Origin of the sequence: Candidatus Tokpelaia sp., assembly GCF_008636115.1 — a bacterium.
In the GTDB taxonomy this organism is placed as follows: Bacteria; Pseudomonadota; Alphaproteobacteria; order Rhizobiales; family Rhizobiaceae; genus QLZD01.
The window spans coordinates 103,938-130,347 of record NZ_QLZD01000027.1 but is presented as its reverse complement, the minus strand read 5'-3'; the positions used below and the strand labels follow the sequence as shown (position 1 = coordinate 130,347).

Here is a 26,410-nt window from a genome sequence, read left to right as displayed (position 1 = left end):
ATGGCAAAGCATGAAGATATTAGCCAGGCCTTAATTAGGGAAGGTGGAATAGCGGATATTTTAAATGATTATTCGCCTCATTTTGCCGATAATGTGGCAGAAATTTTAAAAGATAATAAAGATAAGCAGATCCCGCCCAATATTTTTCACGCGGTTATTTCCAGCCAGTTTGATGCCGACCGGCTGGACTATATGCAGCGCGATCGGCTGATGACCGGAGTCCGTTCTTCTTATGTGGATATGGAATGGCTGTTTGCGAATTTGGAAGTTGGGGAGATAAAGGTAGAGCAAGACGGTGAATCTCTGGGCACAGCTCAGACTCTTGTTTTGAGCCCCAAAGCTCAGCATACGGCAGAAAATTATATTTTTAGCCTGTTCCACCTTTATCCTAATGTCTATTTACATAAAACGACACGCGGTTTTGAAATGCTGTTTCAGGCTTTAATGCGGCGCCTGGTCTGTCTTGTTCGCGCAGGTAAAATGGGAGATACGGGTCTTATAGAACAGAACCCACTGATTGAGTTCATTAAAGAACCGGATAAACAAGAACATGTTCTCAGTCTTGATGATAATGTTTTATGGAGCAGTTTACCCTTCCTTGTTCAGGCAAAGGATAAATATGTTAAGAAATGTGCGCTAGATTTGATGATAAGACGGCCGCTCAGAGCCATTGACATCAGGCTGAAAGTGGAAGCTGCTCTTGAGCAAAAGAAACAGGGGAATGATATTGAAGAAGGAAGTCAGATTGTAGACAGGATCTGCAAAAATATTGTAGAAAAGATAAAGGTTGGGCAGGGGGAAGATTCTGAGCATTGTATTCTTTGCGATTCGTATAGCCGGTCTGTCTATAAAAAAGCTTTGATAGATGAGAGAAGTGCGCATTTGAACCAGATTCTGATTAGAAAAAACGGATCTATCAGGGACTTGCGCGATGTGTCTCCGGCTATTCACTATGCAGAAAGTTACAAAATTTGCCGGGCTTATGTTTTCCGTGATGATAGAGAACAAAAATATACGAAAAAAGTAGAAGATATTATTGCAGAAGAGGTGAAAAATGCCTGAAGAGAACGCATTGCAGCAGCAGGTGAGGCGTATTATCTCAGATGCCGGCGGAGAGCTAATAGGGCGGATTCGTTTGCAAAAAATCGCTTTTTTGATGACGGAAGCGGGTTTTTTGCATGATTTTTCTTTTGAATATTATCATTACGGCCCTTATAGCGAAGCCTTGGAAGTTGCGGTGAAACAGGCTTGCGCTGATAAAGTGATCAGCGAAGAAGAAAAGGCGACCGAATGGGGCACGCCTTATTATATTTACCGTCCGGGAGAAAAAGCGGCGCCTGCGGCAGAAGTGGAAGAAGAGAAATATTTTGTGACTCGGGCAAAATCTTTTCCCTCTGTCGTTTTGGAATTGGCGGCTACGACATTATATTTGTATCGGCATGAGGAGTTTTATCGCGGCGATAAAGGTAATCCATGGCTGGAAACTGAGCGGCGCAAAAAATTTAAAGCGCGGGAGGGGCGCTTGCGAAAAGCTTATGAGGCTTATGAGGCTCTGCGCCTGCTGCCGGCGCAGGAGACTTTGCCGGAGATCGCTTTTCCTTTTTAGATTCAGGTTTCGCCGCAATCTCCTGTATTTTTGGAGTATAGCGGGTGTTTCCCCAGCCGATTCAGGCTTTCGGGGCGATTTTGCCGGCGGCGACAATAATGCGCTGGGCGATAGTGTCGAGTTTTTGAGTAAGAGCCTGTTCTTTCACGCTGGCTGCCTTTAATGCCGTTTCATGGGCGGCAGCCAGAGCTTTTTTCTCAGTATCTGCTTGTTCCAGCCGTCTTTCCTGTTCATTCAGCTCATCTAACACCATAATGCCGGCCATGATAGACAAGCGGTAATCGCCGATTTCACCATGCTCCGCTTTCAGCCGTCCAATATAAGAATCAAATTTCTGCGCCAGATTCAACAGGCGGGCTTCATCACCTTCTTCGCAAACAAAGCGCAATGTTTTGCCGTCAATACCTATCATCACTGTTGCCATGATTGGCGCCTTTCAAAAATACCGGCCTGCCGCCTTTGCCTGCACGGCCACTTTTTTGGCAAAGAAAGAGTTTGCTCTATTATCTGCAAATTACGCCTCTGCCGGCACGCCTAATTTTCCAATATTGTGCGCAATGTCTCCATTGTGGCAATCAGGCGGCGCGAAACTTCTTTATTGGCCAGCTCCAGCCGCTCTGAACGCGTTTCACTATTATCCAGCTCCTGCGCCAGGCGTGAGCGGTCGGCATTCATGCGCTGCACTTCTTCCTCTACCTCACCGATAAGAGCCGCATTTTCCAGCCGCGCATTAACCGCGTTTTCCATAACATTGAGAGCTTTTTCCAGCCGCTCAAAAGCCTGTTCCAGAGTTTTTGCCGACATAAATAACCCCTCTTGTGCCGCGGGTAAAATTTGCTGTTCAGGACGAATCGACAATTTCCTTTATATTTAAAGGGCTAAAACAAGTTTATAAAGCGATTTTTGAGCTAAAATCCACAGCAATATTGCTCCGTAAAAATACAGCGGGATTCTTATTGCGCAAATATTGTCTCTCATGATAGAAAAGAGAGAGTCTCCCGGTGCAAAAGCGCAATATATGCTTTTGTGCCGCCGGCGGAGAAGGGCTGCAAGCAACAGGTCACGCATGACAAATTCCCCAAAACAGGATAAAATGGCCAATGCCATTCGCTTTCTTGCTATTGATGCCATTGAAAAGGCTAATTCCGGCCACCCCGGCCTGCCTATGGGCGCAGCAGATATTGCCACAGTGCTGTTTGGCCGTTTTTTATCTTATGATCCCAAAAAACCGGATTGGCCGAATCGCGACCGGTTTGTGCTTTCGGCCGGGCATGGCTCCATGCTGCTTTATGCCCTGCTTTATTTGACGGGATATGAAGATGTAAGCCTGCAGCAGATTAAGGATTTTCGTCAATTAGGCGCCAAAACGGCCGGGCACCCGGAATATGGCGCTGCCGGGGGGATTGAGACAACAACCGGGCCTTTGGGGCAAGGGCTGGCCAATGCTGTCGGCATGGCGCTGGGTGAGCGCCTGATGAATGCCCGTTTCGGTGATTTGATCAATCATTATACTTATGTTCTGGCCGGTGACGGCTGCTTGATGGAAGGTATTTCTCAGGAGGCTATTGCCATAGCCGGGCATTTTTGTCTGAACAAATTGATCCTTTTCTGGGACGATAATGGTATTTCCATTGACGGTGCTGTTTCGCTGGCTGACAAAACGGATCAGGCGGCGCGTTTTACTGCTTGCGGCTGGCAGGTGCTGCGTGTAGACGGCCATGATCAGGAAGCAATCGCTGCGGCTATAGAACAGGCTCGGCGCGCCGACAGGCCGACAATGATTGCCTGCAAAACTGTTATCGGCTTTGGTGCACCCAATAAAGCCGGCACAAATGCCGTGCATGGTTCGCCTTTGGGTGCGGCCGAGGCTGCAGCCACGCGCAAGGCGCTGGCTTGGGCCGAGCCGCCTTTTACTGTGCCGCAGGAAATTTTGGATAATTGGCGCCTGGCCGGGCTGAGTGCCGCCAAAGCGCGGGTAGAGTGGGACAGGAAATTTGCGGCGCTCGATATTGATATGCGCACAGAATTTGAGCGGCTGATGCGCGGTGATTTGCCGGCCAGATTTACGGAAGTCATGAGTGCTTACAAGCGGAAACTGTGTGAGGAAGCTCCCAATCTTGCTACACGCCAGTCATCACAGCAGGCGCTGGAAGTTATCAATGCGCTTGTGCCGGAGATAATCGGCGGTTCGGCGGATTTGACCGGTTCCAATAATACCAGGACAGCGCAAATGCGCGCTATAGTGGCGGGCGATTTTTCCGGCCGCTATATACATTACGGTATTCGCGAGCATGCCATGGGCGCGGTGATGAACGGCCTGGCACTTTATGATGGCTTTATTCCTTATGGCGGCACATTTTTGTGCTTTTCCGATTATATGCGCCCGGCTATGCGGCTTGCTTCGCTGATGAAATTGCGGGTGATTTATGTTATGACGCATGATTCCATCGGCCTGGGTGAAGACGGGCCGACTCATCAGCCGGTAGAGCAGTTGGCCGCTTTGCGCGCTATGCCCAATCATTTGGTATTTCGCCCTGCTGACGCGGTGGAGGTAGCGGAATGCTGGGAGCTGGCGCTGCAATCGCGCCACACGCCTTCAACCCTGGCTTTGACGCGTCAGAGCGTGCCCGCTTTGCGCAAAGATTATGAGGAAGACAATATTTGCGCGCTCGGCGCTTATGAATTGCAGACTGCGGGTGATGAAGCGAAGGTTACCTTATTTGCCAGCGGTTCGGAAGTAGCGCTGATTGTTGAGGCGCGCGCTATTCTGGAGCAGGAGGGTATCCCTACGCGCGTGGTTTCCGTGCCGTGTTTTGAATTATTTGACAAACAGCCGCAATCTTATAAACGGGCGCTGATCGGCGACAGTCCGGTGAAAATCGCGGTCGAAGCGGCAGTCAGGCAGGGGTGGGGGCGGTTTATCGGCGCCGATGGTATTTTTATCGGCATGAAGAATTTTGGCGCCAGCGGCGGAATAGAGGTGCTTTACAAGCATTTCGGCATAACGGCGGCGGCTGTGGTTGCGGCGGCGCGCGCTGCTCTGCCAATGGAAGGGGGAGACTGAGCGGCACAGTAAAATCCGGGTGGCAGGGCTGCGACAATTATTCACTGTATAAAAATATGAGAGAGCCTCTTCCCCCCTTTATTTCGTCTTTTTTGAGTCGTAAACAGAGATAAATTGTTTAGAGGAGATGCAATATGACAGTGCGTGTAGCTATTAGCGGTTTTGGTCGTATCGGGCGTAATGTATTGCGTGCCGCTTATGAAATCGGTCGCACCGATATTGAGTTTGTCGCTATTAATGATTTGGGGCCGGTGGAGACTAATGCTCATTTGCTGCGCTATGATTCTGTCCACGGCCGCTTTCCCGGCGAGATAAAGGTTTCCGGCAATAGTCTTGATCTCGGCCGCGGGCCGATTAAGGTCTATGCTGAGCGCAATCCGGAGGCTTTGCCGTGGAAAGAAGAGAATATTGATATTGTCATGGAATGCACGGGCATTTTCACCAAACGTGATGATGCGGCCAGGCATTTGGCCGCCGGCGCAAAGCGGGTTATTGTTTCCGCGCCGTCTGATGGGGCAGATCTCACTGTGGTTTACGGCGTCAATCATGATAAATTGACCCATGAACATAAAATTATTTCCAACGGTTCCTGCACTACTAATTGTCTGGCACCTGTCGCGGCGGTGCTGGACGAAACTGTCGGCATTGAAAAAGGTTTTATGACCACTATTCACTCCTATACAGGGGATCAGCCGACTTTGGATCGCCTGCACAAGGATTTATATCGCGCGCGCGCGGCCGCTTTGTCGATGATTCCTACCTCTACCGGCGCGGCCAAGGCTGTCGGTCTTGTTTTGCCGCAATTAAAAGGCAAATTGGACGGCGTGGCGATTCGTGTGCCTACTCCTAATGTTTCGGTGGTGGATTTAAGCTTTGTTGCCAAACGCGCTACCAGTGTGGAAGAAATCAATGAAGCTGTCCGCAAGGCGGCCAATGGCCGGTTGAAAAATATTCTCGGCTTTACTGAGGAAAAACTGGTCAGTCATGATTTTGATCATGATTCGCATTCTTCAATCTTCCATATGGATCAGACTAAAATTATGGACGGCACATTTTGCCGTATTCTTTCATGGTATGATAATGAATGGGGTTTCTCCAATCGTATGAATGATGTGGCTGTTGTTTTTGCCAAAACTATTAAGGGCTGAAAGCGCGCATACTGTTCCGGTTGATTTTTGAGTGCGGCATAGAGGGGGGAGCAGCTCAGAGCCGGGGGGCTGGCTCTGAAATTGCGGGAGAGAGTAAAATGAGTTTTCAAACGCTTGATAAAGTTGCCGTTAAAGGCAAGCGGGTTTTGTTGCGGGTGGATTTGAATGTTCCTGTCAGTAATGGCAAGGTGACTGATACAACGCGGATAGAGCGCGTCAGTGAGACAATTCTGGAACTGGCCAATAAAGGGGCGAAGGTCATTTTATTGGCTCATTTCGGCCGCCCTAAAGGCAAAATAATGGCAGAATTTTCTTTGAGGCAAATTTTGCCGGCTATGGATAAAGTGCTCGACCGCAAAGTGCATTTTGCTGATGATTGCATTGGTGCTGCGGCACAGACAGCTATTGCGGCGATGAAAGATGGCGATATTTTATTGCTGGAAAATACGCGCTTTCACGCTGGGGAAGAGAAAAATGATGCCGCTTTTGCCAAAGCTTTGGCTGAAAACGGCGATATTTATGTCAATGATGCTTTTTCTGCTGCGCATCGCGCCCATGCCTCGACAGAAGGATTGGCGCATATTTTGCCGGCTTTTGCCGGGCGCTCTATGCAAAAAGAGCTGGAGGCACTGGAAAAGGGCCTGGGGCACCCGAAGCACCCGGTTATTGCTCTGGTGGGCGGTGCCAAAATTTCTACCAAAATTGACCTGCTGAATAATCTGGTAGCCAAAGTTGACGCTTTGATTATTGGCGGTGCTATGGCCAATACTTTTTTGGCCGCCAAAGGGCTGAGTGTGGGGAAATCTCTGTGCGAGCATGATTTAGCAGCAACAGCGCGCAGCATTATGGCGAAAGCAGAAAAGGAAAATTGTACCGTTATTTTGCCGATTGATGCGGTTATTGCTTTTCGTTTTGAGGCTAATGCGCCGACACAGAATTACGGTATTGATGCGGTTCCGGCAGATGGTCTGATTCTGGATATAGGTGACCAATCGGTAGAGCGTATTAACGCCGCACTTGATGAAGCTGCAACTTTGGTGTGGAACGGCCCGCTCGGCGCTTTTGAAATTCCTCCTTTCGACAAAGGCACGGTCGCTGTGGCGCGAAGAGCGGCAGAGCGCACCCGTCAGGGCAAGCTTGTCTCTATTGCCGGCGGCGGTGATACTGTTGCTGCCCTTAATCACGCGCATGTAGCGCAGGATTTCACTTATCTTTCCACTGCCGGCGGCGCTTTTCTGGAATGGATGGAGGGCAAGCCTTTGCCGGGTGTTGTCGCTTTGGAAAAGACAGGCGGGCGGTAATATAAATCAGGGAGCGGGGTGAGCGAAGTTTTGTTTGCAGGCCGGGCCGGAGAGGGTACAGGTAGAGAGTGGATACAAGTAAAAAAAGTGCAATGGGGGTTTATATGGCGGTCTGGCCGTATTTTCAGCGGGAGTAGTCGGAGCCTCATTGGGGGTATTGGTTCATAATACGCTGCGTTTTGGTGCGTGATAATAATGATATACCGAGAGAATGATATACCAAGGGATTGCGAGAAGGGGAATTTGGTCGTCTGTGCATAATTGGTTGCGGCTTTGATTCAGAGAATATTGAAGCCGCAACGGAAAACAGGGTTGAAGTCAGAAAAAAGGAGAAGTGACATGGCAGAACATCTTGAAGATATTGCCCATAGACTGGTGGCCGGCGGTAAAGGTATTCTTGCCGCTGACGAAAGCAATACCACCATTAAAAAACGCTTTGACGCGGCAAATATTGAAAATACGGAAGAAAATCGCCGTGACTATCGCGAAATGCTGTTCTCAGATAAAGAGACAATGAGCCAGTATATTTCGGGCGTTATTTTGTATGATGAAACAATTCGGCAAAAAGCCGCCAATGGCCGTATGTTGACAGATATTATGAAGGAAGCCGGCAGTATTCCCGGTATTAAGGTTGATGCCGGCGCAAAGGCTTTAGCTGCTTTCTCCGGTGAAGAAATTACCGAAGGTCTGGACGGTTTGCGCGACCGGCTGCGGGAATATCACGGCCTGGGTGCACGCTTTGCCAAATGGCGCGCTGTTATCAATATTGATAAAACACATTTGCCGACAATCGGTGCCGTCAAGCAAAATGCTCAGGCTTTGGCGCGTTATGCCGCTTTGTGCCAGGAAAACGGCATTGTTCCTATTGTTGAGCCGGAAGTGCTGATGGACGGCAAGCCCGGCGATCATAGTATTGAACGCAGCTATGAGGTGACAAAATTTGTTCTTGATGAAGTATTTATCGCTCTGCGTGATGCCCGTATCTTGCTGGAAGGTATGATTTTGAAGCCGAGTATGGTGATTGAAGGCAAAAATGCGCGGCATTCTTCGGTTGAAAAAGTGGCGCATGAGACAGTGCGCTGCCTGAAAGAAACTACTCCGGCTGCTGTTGCCGGCATTGCCTTCCTTTCCGGCGGTCAGTCAGATGAAGAAGCAACGGCACATCTTTCGGCCATGAATGCTATGGCGCCGCTGCCCTGGCCGATGACTTTCTCTTATGGCCGTGCTTTGCAGGCTGCCGCTATTGCTGCCTGGGGCGGTAAAAAAGAGAATATTGCTGCCGGGCAGAAGGCTTTCGCTCACCGCGCCAGAATGAATTATCTGGCCGCTTTGGGCAAATGGTCGCGGGCGGAAGAGAAAGCCGCCTGATAAAGGCATGGAACTGTGCTCCGACTCCCTCTCTTTAGCGTCGACTTTATCGATGAGAGAGGGGAGCCGGAGCAGAGTCGCGAGGGTGCCGCCTGTAAGCAGAGCTATCAGATTGTAAAAGATGAGATAGCCTCCCAAGGGGAGCTTTCTGGTGCGTGGTGCCAGGGGCACTGGCGGCACGGTGAGGTAGGGTCTCGCATTAGGGGCATCTCCCGGGTTCGGCAGGCGCTGTCAGTGGCGGCCGGGTGAGATAGGGTCTGTATTCGGAAATATCTTCCGGCAAGGCAGGTATAGTGCAGATGCTGGAAGAGCCGGCGGGTGCGACCGTGGGCAATACTGCCGGCAGTCAAAGGGGATATTGCAGAGGCTGGGAGGGTGATGGGGTTTTGCTACTGGGTGGTTAGCGAATGCGCACTGATATATGCGAAAATAGCGAGGGTCGGAAGGCCAGGCAAAATTTCGCTATTGGGGGCAATTCGTCCGGTTTGTGGTGGCCTTTTTCCAGATTCATGCCCATAAGGTCGGTGGAAATTGCTCATAAAGCGCTTGTCCTGCCTCTCTTATCAATCAAAGGCCGCGATGATTATTGCTTAAAAGGCAGTTCTAAATTGCAGACGGGTTGCCTTTATTATTTCTATTATAGAAACTAAAATAAAATTATGGCCTTATAGGCTTTTCTTTTTACATAATATAAATATTGCCTGAAGGTAATATTTGTCATATCACGGCAGAAATTCCTGTCTGTATTTCTACTATCCTATAAAAATAGTTTAAAACGGATATTGCTTGACACATAGTTCTGGAATAAGTGGGGAGATGCGGGAATTTGCAGGAAACTGTGGAATTTTTCAAAGAAATCAGGAGGCTATCGAAAATTTGGAGGACGAAAACCAGAAGGAGTGGCGAGCGGGTTTTGACACGCAGTCTGGCCGGAAGGGGGTAATTTGGTGGAAATCGGCCGCGTGATGCGTGAACCTTTAAAAGGGCTTTGAAATCGCCCTCACCGCTTTTGGAAAGGCTTTGAAAGCCCGTCAAACCACCTTTGGAGCGGTTTTTACTATGTTAAAGCATACTCGCTTTTCATGACAAAATATAAGCAAAAAACGCAAAAAGATTCTGCATATTGTGCAGAATCTTTCTTTTTCATAAAAAGTAATAAAATCAATTAGCTAGCATACAAATGAGCAATATAAGGGTACTGCACTTTTTGAGTGTGAGGCGCCCGTAAAATTTGGAATTTTTGACCGATTATACATTTCTTTTTTAAGTCCGGCCACATATCGATAAACTGCATCAAGATCGCCGTCTTCCAGGTCTGACAAGCTTAGTGCCGCATGCCGTTCTTAATATTGGCGCGACCATCGCCGTCTTTACCTTGGGGATAATTCTTTATAAACTGCTTCGTGCGACCAAATTAAATTGGCTGCTGCGCGGATAAATACCGGGGGCGGATTATTCCGCCGCTTTCAAAATGTTTTTGAAGACCCTTTGCTTATGCTTCAAAAGCTTAATTTTGGCAGCGGCAAGTTTCCAAAACCTCTTGTCAAAGATTCCAAAACTTTTTGGCCGGCAACAACGGAAGCAAAAATTTCTGCCGGGGCAAATATACGCAAATCTCAAAATCCCGATTGCGGCTATATTAGCTCTGCAATCAGTGCTGATTCACCTTTGGCCGCATTTTGCACGACTTACGCGCGCCTGTTCTTTGCTGCGCCCGCCGCCCGCCAACCCGGGCGCTGTTTGCACGACTTACGCGCGCTCCTTCGGTTTGCACGGCTTGCGCGCGCTCCTTCGGTTTGCACGGCTTGCGCGCGCTCCTTCGGTTTGCACGGCTTACGCGCGCCCCTTTGGTTTGCACGGCTTGCGCGCGCCCCTTTAATTTGCACGGCTCACGCGCGCCCCTTTGGTTCCTGACTGGGCTATATTATTTAGCGGCGGCTCCGGCACCAATTTGCCCGTGATCCGGCCGCCTTCCGGACAGGCACTACCGGAAACTGTGGCCGATAATGCCTTTATCCGGTTGCGATCCGGCCCGCTTTGCCGGCCAGCTATATTTCGCTGCCGCGCTAATCAGGGCTTGTTACCAGCAGATTTTTGCCTCGCCGGTATTTAGAGCTGCCGCTTTGCTCTCTTGTTTCAGGCTCGCTCTGCGCCTGTTCTGTAATCAGCGCTGTTGCGCCTTGCTGCTTTATTATCCGCAAATTCTGTTTCTGCCAGGCGGCGGCTATGGCGACTATACGTATCCTCAGTAAGACAAAACAGCAATTATACAGCAATGATTATGCGCCTTTTCCTGTTGAGATCAGGCCTTTTTTGTTTTCCTGGAGGGCAAATTCGTCTATCCTGCCGCAAGTGATGACTGTGACAGTTCCCGCGTAAATTTATCAAGCCGCATGGTGAGGGGCTATATGTTCCGGGTCGGTGGGGGCGGTGGAGGCTATTGGAGGCTTGAGCATGACGGCGGCGCAATTTTTTTCCGATCCGGCAGCCTGGCTCAAGCCGGAACTGATGTTTTATTTTTATGTTTTGCTGCGTCTGGTAACCGGCCTGTTTATTGTGCTGGCTTATTTTTACATTTCCGGCCGCACCCAATTAGCCCAGATCAATAGTATCGATATTATCGGCAATTTTATTTTTGGCGGTATTATTGGCGGGGCGATTTATTCTGACGAAGGCTCTTATCTGCATTATGTCGGTATTTTGCTGATAGCGTCACTCATTTTAACTTTCATCAATTATTTAAGCCGGAATTCTTATATTTTGCGCACAATCGCTATTGGTCACCCCATTTCCATTATCCGGGACGGGGCCTTTTTAATGACTAATATTCTCAATAAAAGCAATAAAGTGGATATAATCAATGTGACCTCGCAGCTTAATGCCCAGGGCCTGCACTCTGATGAAATTTATTATGCGCAAATTGAGCCGAGCGGTGTTGTCAGCGCTATTGCCGATAAAGCCAAATTGCCGTCTACTATTGTTGTTTTCAAGGGTGGTTTTTATTATGATGAATTGAAGACTATCCATAAAACGGATAAAGATGTATTGGCCGATTTAAAGCAAAGAGGTTTGGGTAAAATTTCTGATATTTATTTGGGAGAATATAAAAACGGCCAATTTAAATATATTACGACAGAAGGCAAGGTTTACCCCAAATTAAAAGATAAAAAACAAAGTGCTGAAAAACAGGCCAAACGGGCTTTTTGTCGCAAAGCCGCCGCACAGCATAGGCGGAAAAATTTCTCTTGCAGAATTGCCGGGATTGAAAAAATTAAAACCGATAGCTGAAAACAGGCCGGCCGGGCTGTGAATAGAGAGTAAAGCTGAGAGTTTGGTGGAATATGCCGGCGAGCCAAGCCGATCTTCGTCTTTATTTTACCAAAATTTTCCGTTAAGAAGCTCGAATCGGTTAAGGTGACTGCCGGTAATTTGCCGTTTATTTACCGGCTATGTTCAGGTTTCCGGCAAAAGCGGCAGGTTGCGGCCTTGTGGCGCCGCCGGGCTGTGTGATGAAAAGGCAAAGCGGGGCAGGCGGCCGGTTTTGCCTTGCGGGGTGGATTGGGTTTGGCGTCAGATTAAGGATAAAATTATGCCGGCGGTAGAAATTGCTTCTTCAGGCTCTGGGGCAACGCTTTTTGCCTTGTTTATGCAGGCAAACTGGGTGGTCAAACTGGTTATGATCGGTTTGCTTTTCGCTTCTGTCTGGTGCTGGGCCATTATTATTGACAAGGCTATTGCCTTTGCCGCGGCAAGGCGCGCCGGCAAACGCTTTGAGGAAGAGTTTTGGTCGGGCCGGTCGCTGGAAGAGCTTTATCGTCATTTGGAAGAGCGCCGAACCAGCGGGGCGGCCGCTGTTTTTGTTGCTGCCATGCGTGAATGGAAAAAATCTTTTGAGAAGGGCGCCCGCTCGCCAATGGGGCTGCAAATGCGGATAGAAAAGGCGATGGACGTGGTTCTGGTGCGTGAGTCCGGGCGGCTGGAATCGCGCCTGAGCTTTTTGGCCACAATCGGTTCTTCTGCGCCTTTTATCGGCCTGTTTGGCACGGTTATCGGTATTATGTCCTCTTTCCAGTCTATTGCGGCGTCCAAAAATACCAGCCTGGCCGTTGTTGCCCCCGGTATTGCCGAGGCTTTGCTGGCTACGGCTATTGGCCTGTTTGCCGCTATTCCCGCCGTAATGGCCTATAACAGACTGGCGGCGACAGCGGGGAAAATCAGTGCCGAATGGGGCAATTTTGCCGAAGAATTTTCTTCTATTTTGTCCCGGCAAATTGATGAGCGGCTGGGTGCGCATAAATAAGGCAAGTAAAGCGCGCTGTCTCTCTGCTCCTGGCTAAGGCAGCCGCAGGCAGAGCGGTTGCAAACAGGTGAGAACTGCAGGAACAGGTAAGAAATCATGGCTATGTCACTTGGTCAAGGGGGCAGCGGTAGAGGGCGGCGTGGCCGCCGCTTTTCCAGCCAGGCAGGTTTGATAAGCGAAATCAATATGACGCCGTTTATTGATGTTATGCTGGTTTTGCTGATTATTTTTATGGTTTCGGCGCCACTGCTGGTTAATGGCGTGCCGCTGGATTTGCCCAAAACTTCGGCTGAAGCGATAAAAGGGGAAACTGAGCCGCTGACAGTCTCTGTTGATAAGCAGGGCCGGCTGGCTATCAAGCAGGAATATTATACGCAAGAGCAATTTATTGCCAAATTGCGGGCGCTGGGCACAACCCAGCCAGAGGGCTTTAAACAGCGTATTGTCGTTATGGGTGACAAGCAGGCAAGCTATGATACAATATTGGAATTATTGGCTTTACTGCAAAAAACAGGTTTTAGCAATGTTGCTTTGGCCAGCCTGCCGAAATAGCAATGCAGTCAGGTCAAAGCCGGCTGAGCCGGGTTTATATAAGGGAACCTGTTCAGGGTATATAGCGTAAGAGTTGAGGCGCGCAAGCGGAACAAGAGTCAATGAAGGCAGGTTTCTCCATATCAATAATCGCGCATATCGTGATTTTGGCGATTCTGCTTGTCTCTTTTTATGTGCCGCCGCCGCCTAATCTTCAGCAAATGGAAGAAGTGCCGATTAGCCTGGTGCCGCTGGGTGAAGAAATGTCGGTAAAACAGGGGGATAAACAAGCGGCACAAAAAACCGCAGCTTCGCCAAAGCCGACAAAAAAGCCTGAAATAAAGCCGGCGGCAGAAAACGTGGGTGAGGCTGATATTGATACAAAAATGCCGCTTAAACCAAGGGAAAAACCGCGTGAAGTAAAAGCTCCGCCGCCGCCAAAGGGTGAGGCGGAAGACAAGCCTGAACCTGTAACGGCAAAACAGCCTGCTGAGCCGGCCAAACCGGTGGAGCCACAGCCGGAAGAGGCACCGGAAAAACCGCTGCCGCCCAAACCGGCAGAGGCTGAGCCGGCAGCGACACCGCCACCGGCAGCTGAGGCGCCTAATGATGATATTGGTGATTTTTTGAAATCGACGGCGGCAGAAAAAGTAGAAACAGAAAAGCAGGAGCAGCCAAAACCGGAAAAAGAGCAGCCAAAGCCAGATACACCGGCTTTACCGCAAACAGCGCCCAAACCGGCTAAAAAGCCGGAGACTGAGCCGAAAAAACCGCAAGAAAAGCCGGCCGCCGCCAAAGGCGATAAAGATGGGGCTGAAACGGCCGATAGCCGCAATGCTCTGATTGACCGCACCCGCACCCAGGGCGGCGGCGCCAAAAGAAGTCAGGGAGATTCCGGGCAGGGCGCAACAAAAACCATTGGTAATCAGGATAATTTGCAGCAGACCCTGAATAATATTATCGGTACTTGTGTGCAGCGTAATTGGGATATTGGCGTCGTGCAGGGCAGCTCAGCCTATGATTTGCGCGTGAAAATGCACTTCAGGCTGAACCCGGACGGCAGCCTGGCGGCAGAGCCTGACTTAACGCCGGCGGGGGGAGATTTAAAAGATCGCGAGGTTATTGCCATGCAGGCGCGCACCGCTTTGAAAAAATGCGCGCCGTTTAACCTGCCGGCTGATGCTTATGCCAAATGGCGTGATGTGACCGTAAATATGAGAGCTTTTCCAGACTGATAGTATCATAAAATCGGCATAGGCCTGTTTTGCCGGCCGGTGGTGGCCGGCGGCAGGGATTCTTCCGCGCCGATAGAGCAATATAGTGATAAATCAGGCGCCGGCAGCTCTTGTTTTGGCCGGACTTATCGCTGCTTCCTGCTTAAGGGCAGGGGGAGAAAAATAGCAGCGCTGCGCCGGCGGAGCGGTGCTTTTCTGCTCAATATATTTTATCTGTTTATTTCGCATTTATTGGCAGATTTGGCTGCCGCCTTTGCTGCTTTCAGTTGTTTTTAACAAAAAATCGCTAAAAGCCTTTTTTTCTTGCAAAACAAGGCCGGTATTTCCCGAATAATGCCGCAATTACCGCGTTTAATAATAATTATGGCCGGGGAAATGTGAAAATTCCTCGAAATAGACTGATTGGTTGTAAAAAATGAAATATCAGGCGAAATATTGGGGCTTTTTGCCGCTTGCCGTGTTGTCTTTTATGACAGCGGCCGTGCATTATGGCAGAGCGCAGGTTGTGGTTGATGTCTCCGGCGGCAATTTTAACCCGATTCCTATTGCGATTACCGATTTTATTGCCGATGATGATATGGGGCAAAAAATCAGTGAGGTTATTGCCGCCGATTTAGAGCGCTCCGGCCTGTTCCGCCCGCTGGATAAAAGTATTTTTCTGGAAAATATCACTAATCCTGATGTGCCGCCGCGTTTTAATGACTGGCAGCAAATTCAGGCGCAGGGGCTGGCCACCGGGCGGGTGGGGCGCGAGGCAGACGGCCGCCTGCGGGTGGAGTTTCGGCTGTGGGATATTTACGGCCATACGCAAATGGAAGGGCGGCAGTTTTATGCGCCCGAAGATAGCTGGCGGCGCATTGCCCATATTATTGCCGATGCCATTTATCGTAAAATGACCGGGGAAAAGGGCTATTTTGACACGCGTATTGTCTTTGTTGACGAAACCGGGCCAAAAAATGCGCGTATTAAAAGACTGGCTATTATGGATCAGGACGGCGCCAATTTAAGCTATTTGAGCGATGGCCGCGAAATGGTGTTGACGCCGCGTTTTTCTCCCACAAGGCAGGAAATTACTTATATGGCCTTTAGCGGCAGCCGTCCGGGTGATGATGCGCCGCGGGTTTATCTCCAGCAGATAGAAGACGGCAAAAGAGAGCTGGTCGGCCGTTTTCCCAATATGACTATTGCGCCGCGTTTTTCCCCCAATGGGCAAAAAGTGATTATGAGCCTGTTGGAAGATGATGGCGGCTCCAATATTTATACAATGGATTTAACCACACATCAGACAAGCAGGCTGACTTCCGGCAGTGCTATCAATACAGGCGGCTCTTATTCGCCTGACGGCGGAAAGATTGTTTTTGAGACAGATCGTAACGGCAAACAGCAAATTTATGTTATGAATGCCGATGGCAGCGATCAAAAGCGTATTTCCTTTGGTGACGGCAGTTATTCTACGCCCGTATGGTCGCCCCGCGGTGATTATATTGCCTTTACCAAGCTGACAGACAGGCAGTTTTCTATTGGTGTCATGCGGCCGGACGGCACAGGTGAGCGTATTTTGACCTCCGGCTTTCATAATGAAGGGCCGACCTGGGCGCCTAATGGCCGCGTTCTGATTTTTTTCCGCCAGAATGCCGGCCAGGAATCAGAGCTGCACAGTATTGATATTACCGGCCGCAATGAAAGGCGGGTGCCAACGCCGCATGGCGCTTCCGATCCGGCCTGGTCGCCTTTGCTGGATTAAATTTTGTCGCCCGCCTGTTGGCGGCAGGGCAGAATATATGCAGCCTGTCGCGGCCGGTTTGTAAAAAAAACGGGGGAAATCTTTTTATTTTTCAAGGCAAAAAGCAGCAGCGCGTAATTTTGTGCTAGACTGCGCAAAGTATTTGTGTCTTTTACACCGGGCTTCAGATTATCGCTAAGTCAAAGGGAGTGTTTGCTTATGCGTCTTTTAAACAAAACTTATAGTAAGCTTTTCGCGGCACTGTGCCTTTCCGCCGCATTGGCGGGCTGCGGCACCGGGCGGAATTCCTTTAATAATTCGGGTATGGGGTATAATGCCAAGCCCGGTTCAGTGCAGGATTTTACGGTTAATGTCGGCGATCGGGTATTTTTTGACCTTGATTCTTCTTCTATTCGCGCTGACGGGCAAAAAACTTTGCAGCGCCAGGCGCAATGGCTGAATCGCTATCCGCAATATACAATAACCGTAGAAGGCCATGCCGATGAGCGCGGCACGCGAGAATATAATTTGGCTCTGGGGCAGCGCCGTGCTGTTTCTGCCAGAAATTATCTGGCTTCGCAGGGTGTGGCTATGCGCCGTATGAAAACAATTTCCTATGGTAAGGAACGCCCGGTTGCTGTGTGTGACGATATTAGCTGCTGGTCGCAAAACCGCCGGGCTGTAACCGTTATCAATAATGCTGCCCAATAAAAGCGGGTGGGTAAGCACGCCGGACACGGCGATTGCGTGAAGATACAAAAGCCGCTGACCGGGCGGGGGCGGCTTTTATAAATCTGGCAGTGCGGCAGCAGTGATTTTGTCAGTCAGATAGAACGTTTCTTGAAAAATGCTATCGAGGCATAAGGCCTGCCTGTCATTGCCGGCACCGGTTAACGACCAGGGGCGGGTCGGGTGCCGCGCTGCTGAATGGGCAATGTTTAACGGCAAATATGATGGCGGCTTTAAAGGGCAGCGGCGATATGGCAGCGGCCAAAGCCGCGGGCGACAGGCTATATGGGGCTGAACGATATTTTGCCCGGCCAGAAGCCAAAAAGGTAGGACTATCCGGGTATCTTGTTGCTGACAATATTGACGGCAGCGGAATAGCTGGGGAGAAAGAAAATGTCTAAAACCGCAGCGGCCTGCACAGCCGCTTTTTTTGTTATCTGCCAGCTCTGATAAATTCTGGCCAGGCTATGATAATTTTGTAGATGGCACTTTAAAAGTGCAGGCGCAGCAGCAAAAGACTCAACCATAACAGTGAAAGCAGATTATAGTGGTAGCTAAAAAGTCTGTCGGCATTGCCGCCGGCTTTTTGCCTTGTTTTCTGCCTTTAACTATTATCTTGTGCGCTTTGTGAATATGGCAGAGGCGATCGAAGAGAGGCAAAGGCCTTGCCGCTGATTTTGTTTGCGCCTCTGGATAAAAACGAGGGCAGGGCGGATTATTGCGCTTTTGCTAATATTGCCTTGCCTGTTTGTCCGGTTGCAGGCAGGCACAGGCACTGCCGCCGGCTTTGTGTTTTGCCGGCGCGCCTGTTACTCATTGGCAGCTTGCAGGTGAAGGCGCTGCCGCCGGCTTTGCGCCCGGTTTTTCTGCCTTTAGCTATTATCTTGTGCGCTTTGCGGCTGCATTGGCGGTTCGCTCAATGTCGGCAATTTGCCAAAATGCGGGCCGGTGTTTTTGTCAATAATTTCAGGTTTTCGATAATCCACCAGGCCGTCCCAGCCGCCACCCAAAGCTTTCATCAGGCTGATATAATCCGTTGTAGCGGCGGCACGGGCATTCAGGGCACCTTGCCGGGCAGAAAAATAGGAGCGTTCGGCGGTCAGCAATTCCAGAAAGCTGGTATTGCCGGATTCATATAAATTACGCGATAAAGTGAGCGAGGTTTGGTAAGCATTGGCGGCTTCAGTCTCCTTTGCCGCCAGCAATTTGTCATTTTTTAGCGAAACCAGTGCATTTTCCACATCTTCCAGCGCTGTTAACACAGCCGAACGCAAGGCAATAAAGTTCCGGTCACGCTGGGCGCGGGCAATTTCCACCCCCGCTACCAGCGCGCCGCCGCGAAACAGCGGCAGGCTGATACTGGGGCCGAAAACCCAGCTAATGGAAGAATTTTTCCCCAGATTATCGGGGTGGGTGGCATTAGTGGCAATATTGCCGGTCAGGCTGATTGCCGGGTAGCGCTGGGCTTCCCTTTGGCCGATAGTCGCAGTGGATTGCGCCAGACGGCGCTCGGCGGCGCGGACATCAGGGCGGGAAAGCAAAATATCGGCAGGGATTGTTGCCGGCAACTGCCCCGGCACTACCGGAATATCACCGGCTTGCCGGTAATAATTTGACTCAATCAAATCATTCACCGCAGCCGGCGGCTGCCCCAATAAAACGGCCAGACGGTGTTTGATCACCGCTAATTGCCCGGTGAGCCGCGGAATATTGGCTTCCATATCGGCTGCCTGACCGGCCGCATTATTGGCATCAAGATTGGAAACAGCTCCGGTCTGAAATTTGCGGCCGATTAAATCCGCCGTCTGGCGCTGGCTGCGGGCGGTGTCTTCACTCAGGCGCAACTGTGCCTGCAGGCGGCGCGCTTCCACATAATTAGAGGCGACATCGCCAATAAGGGTTACCATTACGGCGCGCAGATCTTCTTGCGCCGCGGCAAAGCCGGCCTGCGCTGCCTCCAGCGCCCGCCGGTTCAAACCGAATAAATCAATCTCCCAGGCGGAATCAAAACTGCCGCCATAATGATCCTGCGTCACGCTGAACGGGCCGCCGGTCTTCCGGCGCTTATAGCTGGCATCGCTATCCAGGCTGGGGAACAGGGCGCCGGCCGTTTGCCAGGCGAGGGCGCGCGCCTCGCGCACACGCGCTTTGGCAGAGGCAATATCCAGATTATCGCTGATAGCGGCGGTCACCATTTGATCCAATAACGGGTCGCGCAGACGCCGCCACCAGCCCGCCAGTTCCGCCTGCCTGTTTTGGCCCGCCGCGTCTGCGGCTGTTGTCGCCGCTTTATCTCCCCATTGGGCCGGCAGCGCCACATCAGGCTTTTTATAATCCGGCCCGACAGCGCAGGAGGCAAGCAAAAAGGCGCAAAACCCGATTATACTGTTTTTGGTTGCCGGGCAGGCGCCGATACCGGCCAAAGACAGGCTTTTTGTGCTGGCCTGTTTAAGGCGCGTAAAAAACGCCCGGCCAAAAAACGGCATTTTGCGGTTGCAAATACGAGCCATTGCCTTACCGATACTTTCTTTTTTGCCGCTCCCGGCAAAGCAAATGCCCGGCTATGAAATTTTACAGAGCAGGCAAAACAGTCCCGACAGGCAAAACAAACATAATCTGCCGCCCGCCGGAATCAAAAGAGCCGGTTTTGCCAAATTGCAATAATTCCGCAAAAGAACCTCTCTCTGTATCCCGTCTATTTTGAAAATTTGTCAATAGGATAAATATTTTTTCACAAATAAAAGTTAAAAAACGGCAAAGAAAATTTTATCGACACAGGCCGCCAAAGCGTGACCGCCCGTATAATGCGGCTGCCTGCACCGCCGGCACTTTACAAAGATTGCGGCGGGGAAAAATGCGCCATAACCGGCACATGATCGGAGGGCCTTTCCCAGCCGCGCGCTTCACGGCAAATAGTGATTTTGTCCAGAAACGGCAATAAATCGGGCGAAGACCAGATATGATCCAGCCGGCGGCCGCGATTAGAGGCCGCCCAGTCGCGGGCGCGATAACTCCACCAGGTATAAAGCCTGGTCTCGGGCGGCACTTTTGCCCGCAAAATATCAACCCAGCCGCCGGCTTTTTGGGCGCCAAGCAGCTCTTTTGTTTCAATCGGCGTATGGCTGACGACTTTCAACATTTGCTTATGCGACCAGACATCATTTTCCAGCGGCGCAATGTTTAAATCTCCCACCAGCAGTGAAGCGCAGCCGTCCCCTTGATCCGCGGGGAAACTGTGCATTTCTTCCAGAAATTGCAGTTTATGGGCAAATTTGGGGTTAAGCGCCGGGTCGGCTTCATCACCGCCGGCGGGGGCATAAACATTGTGAATATGAATTTTTTTGCCCTGATACTCTATTGTCGCCTCTATATGGCGGCAATCATGGCGCCCGCAAAACAGCCTCCTGTTTGTCTGTATAAAGGGCAGGCGCGATAGTGTGGCAACGCCGTGATAGCCCTTCTGGCCGTTAAGCGCCGCATAAGCATAGCCGGCTGCCGCCAAAGGCTGTAGCGGAAACAGCGCATCGGGGCATTTTGTTTCCTGCAGGCATAAAATATCCGGCCGGTATTCAGCCAGAAAGCGCAAGACAATCGGCAATCGCAGGCGGACAGAGTTGATATTCCAACTGGCTATAGTGAAAGACATTAACGCAACTCCCGTTTTTGCTCTCTGTCTGTTACGGAGACCGGCACTGAAGAAGGTTTTATCATTGACGCTTTGCCTCTTGCAAGCTTGCAGGGAAGGTTTTATCATCGCTAGCGGGCGGGTTTATCTTGTCACGGCGCCGATAGAGAAAGGAAAATAAAAATTCCGTTATTAAAGTGATTTTGGCGCTTTATTGCTGTGATTATGTGCTAGAATAGCGCAATCGCGGCGCCTATTGGTAATTTGGGAGTGGTTTCATGGCAAAAGCAACAGATGTGAAAAAAGAAAATGCGCATGCGGCAGAAGCGCGGGATATTGAGCGCCAACTGCATAAAATGCGTGAAAAGGCTGAGTCGCTGGCCGGCAGTATTACAACTATGGGGGCAGCAGAATTGCGTTCGCTCAAGGCTAAAACAGCGCATTTTCTGGAAGAGGCGCGCGAGCATGGCGGTGATTATGTGCGCGAGGCAAGCCATAAGGCACAGGAAAATATGAGCGAAACTATTCGCAGCAAGCCGCTGACCAGTGTGGCTGTTGCCGCCGGTATTGGTTTTGTGCTGGCGCTGCTGGCCAGCCGCTAGAGCAGGATTTTGATGCCGCAGCCATAGACCGCCGGCGCAGTTTGGGTGTGCCGGCCGATGTGGTTCCGGCTTTAAAACAGCAGCGCCGGCAAAGCAAAAAGCGGAGTGTAATCTGTTATCCGTTTCAGGCTTTGGGCGGTGAAATTTACAGCGGCAGTCGTTAAGCGCCGTATCGGCCTTGGCGGCAGCCAAAAGGGCGCAAAGGTGTCTGACTATTATGCTTAACCTTCTTTTCCCCTTTTTCGGCAAATTTGCCGCAGATAATGTCAAAGCTTTTGTCAAAAAAACCAAAATGCAGGCTGTGTGTTGGGCTGGAATTGCTGCGGCTTTGTTTTTTGCAGCGTTTTTTGCCTGTGTAATGCTTTTTTTCTATATACAGAGCGTGATGTCGCCCATTAAAGCGGCGGCTGTTCTGATGCTTATCTGGCTGCTGATTGCTTTTATCGGTGTAATTTGCCTGAAAATCAGCCTGGATCGGCAAAAGAGAAAACAACAGGCTTTTCTTGCCCCTGAGCAAAAAAGGCTGCTGGCGGGCACGGCCATGGCAGCGGCGCCGGCCTTATTGGCTATGGGGGTCAGATCTTATAAAAAAATCGGCCGGCTGGCGGTGCTGGCGACCGGTGCTGCCGCGGTTTATAGCCTGTGGCGCGGCAAAGGCGCACAGTCTGACAAATAGGCTGGAAATGTGAGCATGAGCAGGTCGGGTGGCGGGCTGTCTCAGGCCGCGGCTTTTTTTGCTGCAAATTTTTTGTTTTCAGCCTGGCTGTTTAACAAAGGGATAATAATGCGGCTGCCGCCTTTGGCGCTGTTTGAAAATTGCGGTCTGGCGTTAAATTGTGCGGCAAGCTGTGATATAATCAGCCGCCCCAGGCCTTGCCCCGGCTCTCCTTTTTGTTCATATTCCGCTGTTTTGGCAAGGCGCAGGGCGGGGGGCAGGCCAATGCCGTCATCTTCAACAATCAGGCGCAGGGATTTGCCGTTTAATTTGCCGAAAGTGACGGTAATTTTCCCCCGCCGGCCACCGGGAAAGGCGTGTTTAACCGCATTGATTACCAGCTCACCCAGAATAATGCCCAGAGTTGTTACATCACGCGCCGGCAGAAAGCAAGGCTCAAAACGGCTTTCAATAGTGATATGACGGCGCTGCGCCGCGCTCAACCCGTTTTCTATATCATGAATAACGGCGCTTAAAAACTCTCCCACTGAGGCTGTTTCCATATCCCGGCCCAGCCGCAGACGCCGATGGGCGGCAGAAATGGTCTGGATACGATCCCGCGCCGATAAAAGCGCCTTTTGTCCCTGTTTGTCATGGCATTGGCGCAGTTGCAGCCCCAATAGCGAAGAGATAGTGGCCAGAGAATTGCCGACCCGGTGGCTGGTATCCTGCAATAATAATTCGGCGCGCTGTCTTTCTTTTTCAGCCAGGTGACGGGCTTTGGTCAAATGCGCCGTGCGGTGGCGCACCCGGCTTTCCAGTGCCGTATCACTATTGGCCAGCAAAGTTTGATAAGCGTGACGGCGGTGTTTGTCACGCACCATAAAGCGTACCAGTAACAGGGCAATGCAAAGGCTGGCAATCAGCACCAGAAAGGAAGAATAAATAAGCCCGGTATGCAAAAACCGCAAATCCGCACTATAAGCGCGGTTTTGGCTCGTTTGCCCGGCCGCCATCGGCGGGCGCTGGATAAAAGTGAGCCGATTGCCGGCGACATCAGAGGGCTTATTGGCAGCAGCGGCAGATTTATCTCGCAATAGCGGGGTCAAGGCGGTGTTTTGCGCAACCGGGCCGGTATCAGTCGCGGTTACATGCTCCAGCGCGCCGTTTAGCTGCCAGACAAAAACCAGCAAAGCCATTGCCGCGCCGGGAGCGCAAACCAATATGCACCAGGCGATAATTTTTTTCCATAATTTTTCACCCGATTCCAGAGCCTGGCCGGCCGTCACTCTCTTGCTGCCGGCGTGCTTGCCGGCTTTGCCGGATTGGGCTTTTTTATCGCGGCCTGTTGCAAAGCCTGCCGCATTATAAGCCGCCGGCACCGGTTGCGGTGTGCGCTGTGCCGCTCTATATTTTGTGGCATGGGGGACAGCCATAGCAAAACTCACCCTGAAATTTCGAGGCGCCAAAGCCAAGGGTTCGGCTTTGGCTCAAAGATTTATAAGCAGTCTGTCTCTATAGAATGTAAACAAGCGAGGCTTTTTCGCAGAAAATTTTGTTTTGGTAAATAAAAGCTTATATTTCTTGCGCTGTTACAGACGGACTCAGCATAATAATTTTGCCGGGCAGGAAAGCGATAATTTGCTAAAATAGTAGCATCTCCCTGTTGCCCGGCGGCAATAGAGCAGCCAATAAAGCGGTTAAACTGTTTTTAAGGCACTATTCACGGTAGTTGGGCTTTGATATTTTGCCTTGGGGATTTTAAAGGGTGCACCGGGATAAACATGCAATAAAATAATAAGACGGCTAATGTAAGCGGCCTTTTGTGCCCGCTGTCAGAGGGCAAAATTTGCTGCTGATAAGCGCAAGGCTGTCACTTTCCGGAAAGGCGGAACAGGGCTGCGCCTTGACCGTATTTTTCCCGGCTTACGCGCGCCTGTTCTTTGTTGCGCCCGCCGCCACAGGCTAGCCTGTCCAACCCGGGCGCTGTTTGCCCGGCTTACGCACGCCCCTTCGGTTTGCTTGGCTTACGCACGCCCCTTCGGTTTGCTTGGCTTACGCGCGCCCCTTCGGTTTGCTTGGCTTACGCACGCCCCTTCGGTTTGCTCGCTCCGCGCGCCCCTTCGGTTTCTGATTAGCTATAATTGGGCGAAAATTTCAACACGCCGCCAAATTGTTGCCTCTTGATAGCTGCCCATTGCTCCATTATCCGGCGCTGCCTGCCTTGCTTTGTCGACCTGCCGGCGGCCGCAAGCGGCAATGAAGGAGTCTAAAAAGAGCGTATGGCAGAAGCTTTGGCCGCTTTGTCAGGGCCGTAATCATTTTCTCCCTCTATACTCAGCAAATTTTGCAGGCGAAGGCGGGCGCGGCTGACGCGGCTTTTAATTGTGCCAATGGCGCAGCGGCAAATTTCTGCCGCTTCCTCATAAGAAAAGCCGGAAGCGCCGATAAGAATAATCGCCTCGCGCTGATCGGGCGGCAATTTATCCAGCGCCCGCTTGAAATCCTGTAAATCAAGCGCGCCATATTGCGCTGGGTGAACGGCCAGATTATTGGCATAAATCCCGTCTGTATCCTGCACTTCGCGCTTTTGTTTGCGCATTTGGCTATAAAATTCATTGCGTAAAATGGTGAACAGCCAGGCTTTCATATTTGTCCCCATAGTAAAGCTTTCCTGCTTACCCCAGGCGCGCATAATTGTATCCTGCAATAAATCATCAGCCTGATCTTTATTCCCGGCTAAGGAGACGGCAAAGGCGCGCAAACCGGGCAGGAGTGACAGCATTTCACGGCGGAAAGACGGGTTTTCACTGCTGCCGGGCTTTGTTTCCTGCTTCTGCGCCGCCTTTGCCGGCGCCGTGGGCGGTATTGGCGCATATTGGCCGGCTGCCGGCGGCACCGGCACTGTGAGTGCCGGGGCGGGGCAGGGCGGGTTTGGTGCCGGTGCGGCAATAGAGCCCGGCTTGCGCCGGGCTGTTGCGGCTTGAGGTGCCGCCGCAGCTATAGCCGGGCGTTTGCGCCGGCCTGGTCTGTGACAGAGGGCAGAGGCAGCAGAAATGGGGCTTTTATTCATGCCTGCTCCTGCGCCTGGTAATTAAAATATTTTTTTCAGCCGGCCCTGGCGGATCGGTAAAATTATGCTGCCCCCCTGTCTGCATAATTGTGTTATTTTCGTTTTTTTCAGCTTCATCGAGCTGCTCCAGCAGGGTCAGAAATTTTTGCGGAATCGCCTCTTCCTGAATGCCGGTGTAAAAAGCGCGTAATTGCTCAGCTATCCGGCTGTGCACACCTAATAGCCTGTCCTCATTGCTGTGCCCCGATCGTGAAAGATTTTTATCTGCAAACATTTTCCGGCCTGTGTTTTTATTGTCTTCCATGCCGATAGCCTTGTTTTATCGCCCGCTTAGTGTCGCATAAATCAGAGATATTTACAACTTTAACGCGAAAATATTCAGTGCGTTCCACTGCAAGTGGAACTTTTTTAATAAAATATGCTTATGCTCGGGGCAGTTTTATTTTGGTGCAAAAGGAGTTTTTTCCATGTCACTTTCAACGCGTATCGCCCCGCATTTGCCCTATTTGCGGCGCTTTGCCCGCGCGGTTACCGGCTCGCAGCATTCAGGCGATGCTTATGTGGCTTCCATGTTGGAGGCGTTGATTGCCGATATAAGCATTTTTCCTAAAAAATCCAATGACCGTATAAGTGTTTACTGGCTGTTTTGCCATTTGTTTAACCAGACAGTATCTAAATTTGCCGAATCTCTGCCGATTTCAGTTAATTCTGCCCGCGGCGCGCCCGGCCGGCGCGGAACGCACAGCGGCAAAGACAGCAAAACCAAAACCGGCGGCAAAGAGCCGGCCGGCCGGCTGACAGCGCTGGCACCCAAAGCGCGCCAGGCTTTTTTGCTGATAGCGGTAGAGGGTTTTAGCGAAAAGCAGGCTATGGAGATTTTGGATTGCGATAAAAAGAGTTTCGAAGCCTGTCTGGGTGAGGCCGCGCGCGATATATCCAATCAGGTAGCTACCAAAATTATGATAATTGAAGATGAGCCGCTGATTGCCATGGATATAGAACAGTTGGTGGAAGGTCTGGGGCATCAGGTAGTGGGTATTGCCCGCACCCATGCCGAGGCGGTAAAATTATTCAAAAAAACCGCTCCCGGCATGGTGCTGGCTGATATTCAACTGGCCGATGGCAGTTCGGGTATTGAAGCGGTAAATGAAATTTTAGCCAAAAACAGTTTACCGGTGATTTTTATCACCGCTTTTCCCGAAAGATTGTTGACAGGCACGCGTCCTGAGCCAACTTTTTTAGTAACCAAGCCTTTTAACCCCGATATGGTCAAGGCGTTAATCAGTCAGGCGCTGTTTTTTCAGGAAAATGCGCGCAATAATGTCTGAAGTAAAGCGCTCGCGCTGCGCCCGGGCAGGCAGGGGACAAGGCAGGCGGGTGCGGCCTGCTGTTGGAAATAGTGGTGATAATGTCAGAGAGTGCAGAGCAGCATAAACAAGGCGCGGAGGCA

Annotated in this window: 23 protein-coding genes; 16 read left to right on the top strand and 7 right to left on the bottom strand. The window is 50.8% G+C overall.

What is annotated here, in order from left to right:
* Positions 1 to 1,062 (top strand): hypothetical protein, encoded by a 1,062-nt coding sequence (locus DPQ22_RS04580; RefSeq protein ID WP_150213568.1) that lies wholly within the window; start codon positions 1 to 3, stop codon positions 1,060 to 1,062.
* The gene (locus tag DPQ22_RS04575) at positions 1,055 to 1,606 is read left to right on the top strand and encodes a hypothetical protein (protein ID WP_150213566.1); all 552 of its coding nucleotides are present in this window, start codon (positions 1,055 to 1,057) and stop codon (positions 1,604 to 1,606) included. The genes DPQ22_RS04580 and DPQ22_RS04575 overlap by 8 nt, the downstream gene beginning before the upstream one ends.
* Before the next feature lie 61 nt (positions 1,607 to 1,667).
* Here DPQ22_RS04575 and DPQ22_RS04570 read toward each other — a convergent pair whose 3' ends face one another.
* Positions 1,668 to 2,030: a cell division protein ZapA gene (locus DPQ22_RS04570; protein WP_150213563.1), complete on the bottom strand. Its 363-nt coding sequence runs from the start codon at positions 2,028 to 2,030 to the stop codon at positions 1,668 to 1,670.
* Positions 2,031 to 2,140: 110 nt separating this feature from the next.
* On the bottom strand, positions 2,141 to 2,410 hold the full coding sequence (locus tag DPQ22_RS04565) for a DUF4164 domain-containing protein (protein WP_150213561.1): 270 nt from the start codon (positions 2,408 to 2,410) through the stop codon (positions 2,141 to 2,143).
* Between the two features lie 262 nt (positions 2,411 to 2,672).
* Between DPQ22_RS04565 and tkt the strand changes: the two genes are divergently transcribed.
* The 11 genes from tkt (at position 2,673) to pal (ending at position 16,987) form a co-directional block, all read left to right on the top strand.
* A complete protein-coding gene (gene tkt / locus DPQ22_RS04560) occupies positions 2,673 to 4,670 on the top strand; it encodes a transketolase (protein ID WP_150213559.1) in 1,998 nt (665 codons plus the stop codon).
* Positions 4,671 to 4,804: 134 nt separating this feature from the next.
* Positions 4,805 to 5,818, top strand: a complete 1,014-nt coding sequence (gene gap, locus DPQ22_RS04555) for a type I glyceraldehyde-3-phosphate dehydrogenase (protein WP_150213557.1) — start codon at positions 4,805 to 4,807, stop codon at positions 5,816 to 5,818.
* Positions 5,819 to 5,916: 98 nt separating this feature from the next.
* A complete protein-coding gene (locus tag DPQ22_RS04550; protein WP_150213555.1) occupies positions 5,917 to 7,119 on the top strand; it encodes a phosphoglycerate kinase in 1,203 nt (400 codons plus the stop codon).
* A gap of 339 nt (positions 7,120 to 7,458) precedes the next feature.
* Positions 7,459 to 8,487: a class I fructose-bisphosphate aldolase gene (locus tag DPQ22_RS04545; RefSeq protein ID WP_150213553.1), complete on the top strand. Its 1,029-nt coding sequence runs from the start codon at positions 7,459 to 7,461 to the stop codon at positions 8,485 to 8,487.
* Positions 8,488 to 10,713: 2,226 nt separating this feature from the next.
* Positions 10,714 to 10,866, top strand: coding sequence for a hypothetical protein (locus tag DPQ22_RS08860; RefSeq protein WP_190323146.1), 153 nt, complete (start codon positions 10,714 to 10,716; stop codon positions 10,864 to 10,866).
* Between the two features lie 75 nt (positions 10,867 to 10,941).
* Positions 10,942 to 11,775: a YetF domain-containing protein gene (locus DPQ22_RS04540; protein ID WP_150213551.1), complete on the top strand. Its 834-nt coding sequence runs from the start codon at positions 10,942 to 10,944 to the stop codon at positions 11,773 to 11,775.
* A gap of 301 nt (positions 11,776 to 12,076) precedes the next feature.
* A complete protein-coding gene (tolQ, locus tag DPQ22_RS04535) occupies positions 12,077 to 12,787 on the top strand; it encodes a protein TolQ (RefSeq protein ID WP_150213607.1) in 711 nt (236 codons plus the stop codon).
* A gap of 102 nt (positions 12,788 to 12,889) precedes the next feature.
* Positions 12,890 to 13,339 (top strand): ExbD/TolR family protein, encoded by a 450-nt coding sequence (locus DPQ22_RS04530; protein WP_425305147.1) that lies wholly within the window; start codon positions 12,890 to 12,892, stop codon positions 13,337 to 13,339.
* A gap of 101 nt (positions 13,340 to 13,440) precedes the next feature.
* Positions 13,441 to 14,553, top strand: coding sequence for a cell envelope integrity protein TolA (locus DPQ22_RS04525; protein ID WP_150213548.1), 1,113 nt, complete (start codon positions 13,441 to 13,443; stop codon positions 14,551 to 14,553).
* Between the two features lie 469 nt (positions 14,554 to 15,022).
* Positions 15,023 to 16,297 (top strand): Tol-Pal system beta propeller repeat protein TolB, encoded by a 1,275-nt coding sequence (gene tolB / locus DPQ22_RS04520; RefSeq protein ID WP_246681483.1) that lies wholly within the window; start codon positions 15,023 to 15,025, stop codon positions 16,295 to 16,297.
* 198 nt (positions 16,298 to 16,495) lie between these two features.
* A complete protein-coding gene (pal, locus tag DPQ22_RS04515) occupies positions 16,496 to 16,987 on the top strand; it encodes a peptidoglycan-associated lipoprotein Pal (RefSeq protein ID WP_150213544.1) in 492 nt (163 codons plus the stop codon).
* A gap of 890 nt (positions 16,988 to 17,877) precedes the next feature.
* Here pal and DPQ22_RS04510 read toward each other — a convergent pair.
* Both DPQ22_RS04510 and DPQ22_RS04505 read right to left on the bottom strand, forming a co-directional pair.
* Positions 17,878 to 19,515, bottom strand: coding sequence for an efflux transporter outer membrane subunit (locus DPQ22_RS04510; protein WP_246681479.1), 1,638 nt, complete (start codon positions 19,513 to 19,515; stop codon positions 17,878 to 17,880).
* 320 nt (positions 19,516 to 19,835) lie between these two features.
* Positions 19,836 to 20,651: an exodeoxyribonuclease III gene (locus DPQ22_RS04505; RefSeq protein WP_150213542.1), complete on the bottom strand. Its 816-nt coding sequence runs from the start codon at positions 20,649 to 20,651 to the stop codon at positions 19,836 to 19,838.
* Between the two features lie 257 nt (positions 20,652 to 20,908).
* Here DPQ22_RS04505 and DPQ22_RS04500 point away from each other — a divergent pair, with 257 nt between their 5' ends.
* Both DPQ22_RS04500 and DPQ22_RS04495 read left to right on the top strand, forming a co-directional pair.
* Complete coding sequence (locus DPQ22_RS04500; protein WP_150213540.1) at positions 20,909 to 21,232, top strand: DUF883 family protein; 324 nt, start codon at positions 20,909 to 20,911, stop codon at positions 21,230 to 21,232.
* Between the two features lie 217 nt (positions 21,233 to 21,449).
* On the top strand, positions 21,450 to 21,908 hold the full coding sequence (locus DPQ22_RS04495; RefSeq protein WP_150213538.1) for a hypothetical protein: 459 nt from the start codon (positions 21,450 to 21,452) through the stop codon (positions 21,906 to 21,908).
* 41 nt (positions 21,909 to 21,949) lie between these two features.
* Here the strand turns inward: DPQ22_RS04495 and DPQ22_RS04490 are convergent, their stop codons facing one another.
* The 3 genes from DPQ22_RS04490 to DPQ22_RS08855 form a co-directional block, all read right to left on the bottom strand.
* On the bottom strand, positions 21,950 to 23,323 hold the full coding sequence (locus tag DPQ22_RS04490) for a sensor histidine kinase (protein WP_150213536.1): 1,374 nt from the start codon (positions 23,321 to 23,323) through the stop codon (positions 21,950 to 21,952).
* 833 nt (positions 23,324 to 24,156) lie between these two features.
* On the bottom strand, positions 24,157 to 24,756 hold the full coding sequence (locus DPQ22_RS09165) for an RNA polymerase sigma factor (protein WP_256371552.1): 600 nt from the start codon (positions 24,754 to 24,756) through the stop codon (positions 24,157 to 24,159).
* 196 nt (positions 24,757 to 24,952) lie between these two features.
* Positions 24,953 to 25,264, bottom strand: coding sequence for a NepR family anti-sigma factor (locus tag DPQ22_RS08855; protein WP_320411415.1), 312 nt, complete (start codon positions 25,262 to 25,264; stop codon positions 24,953 to 24,955).
* Between the two features lie 163 nt (positions 25,265 to 25,427).
* Between DPQ22_RS08855 and DPQ22_RS04475 the strand changes: the two genes are divergently transcribed.
* Positions 25,428 to 26,288 (top strand): response regulator, encoded by an 861-nt coding sequence (locus tag DPQ22_RS04475; RefSeq protein ID WP_150213532.1) that lies wholly within the window; start codon positions 25,428 to 25,430, stop codon positions 26,286 to 26,288.
* Positions 26,289 to 26,410 lie beyond the last annotated feature (122 nt).

Coding starts and splice junctions, on each gene's coding strand:
- DPQ22_RS04580 (WP_150213568.1), top strand. CDS start 1: ATGGCAAAGCATGAAGATATTAGCCAGGCCTTAATTAGGGAAGGTGGA.
- DPQ22_RS04575 (WP_150213566.1), top strand. CDS start 1,055: ATGCCTGAAGAGAACGCATTGCAGCAGCAGGTGAGGCGTATTATCTCA.
- DPQ22_RS04570 (WP_150213563.1), bottom strand. CDS start 2,030: ATGGCAACAGTGATGATAGGTATTGACGGCAAAACATTGCGCTTTGTT.
- DPQ22_RS04565 (WP_150213561.1), bottom strand. CDS start 2,410: ATGTCGGCAAAAACTCTGGAACAGGCTTTTGAGCGGCTGGAAAAAGCT.
- tkt (WP_150213559.1), top strand. CDS start 2,673: ATGACAAATTCCCCAAAACAGGATAAAATGGCCAATGCCATTCGCTTT.
- gap (WP_150213557.1), top strand. CDS start 4,805: ATGACAGTGCGTGTAGCTATTAGCGGTTTTGGTCGTATCGGGCGTAAT.
- DPQ22_RS04550 (WP_150213555.1), top strand. CDS start 5,917: ATGAGTTTTCAAACGCTTGATAAAGTTGCCGTTAAAGGCAAGCGGGTT.
- DPQ22_RS04545 (WP_150213553.1), top strand. CDS start 7,459: ATGGCAGAACATCTTGAAGATATTGCCCATAGACTGGTGGCCGGCGGT.
- DPQ22_RS08860 (WP_190323146.1), top strand. CDS start 10,714: ATGGCGACTATACGTATCCTCAGTAAGACAAAACAGCAATTATACAGC.
- DPQ22_RS04540 (WP_150213551.1), top strand. CDS start 10,942: ATGACGGCGGCGCAATTTTTTTCCGATCCGGCAGCCTGGCTCAAGCCG.
- tolQ (WP_150213607.1), top strand. CDS start 12,077: ATGCCGGCGGTAGAAATTGCTTCTTCAGGCTCTGGGGCAACGCTTTTT.
- DPQ22_RS04530 (WP_425305147.1), top strand. CDS start 12,890: ATGTCACTTGGTCAAGGGGGCAGCGGTAGAGGGCGGCGTGGCCGCCGC.
- DPQ22_RS04525 (WP_150213548.1), top strand. CDS start 13,441: ATGAAGGCAGGTTTCTCCATATCAATAATCGCGCATATCGTGATTTTG.
- tolB (WP_246681483.1), top strand. CDS start 15,023: ATGACAGCGGCCGTGCATTATGGCAGAGCGCAGGTTGTGGTTGATGTC.
- pal (WP_150213544.1), top strand. CDS start 16,496: ATGCGTCTTTTAAACAAAACTTATAGTAAGCTTTTCGCGGCACTGTGC.
- DPQ22_RS04510 (WP_246681479.1), bottom strand. CDS start 19,515: ATGGCTCGTATTTGCAACCGCAAAATGCCGTTTTTTGGCCGGGCGTTT.
- DPQ22_RS04505 (WP_150213542.1), bottom strand. CDS start 20,651: ATGTCTTTCACTATAGCCAGTTGGAATATCAACTCTGTCCGCCTGCGA.
- DPQ22_RS04500 (WP_150213540.1), top strand. CDS start 20,909: ATGGCAAAAGCAACAGATGTGAAAAAAGAAAATGCGCATGCGGCAGAA.
- DPQ22_RS04495 (WP_150213538.1), top strand. CDS start 21,450: ATGCTTAACCTTCTTTTCCCCTTTTTCGGCAAATTTGCCGCAGATAAT.
- DPQ22_RS04490 (WP_150213536.1), bottom strand. CDS start 23,323: ATGGCTGTCCCCCATGCCACAAAATATAGAGCGGCACAGCGCACACCG.
- DPQ22_RS08855 (WP_320411415.1), bottom strand. CDS start 25,264: ATGGAAGACAATAAAAACACAGGCCGGAAAATGTTTGCAGATAAAAAT.
- DPQ22_RS04475 (WP_150213532.1), top strand. CDS start 25,428: ATGTCACTTTCAACGCGTATCGCCCCGCATTTGCCCTATTTGCGGCGC.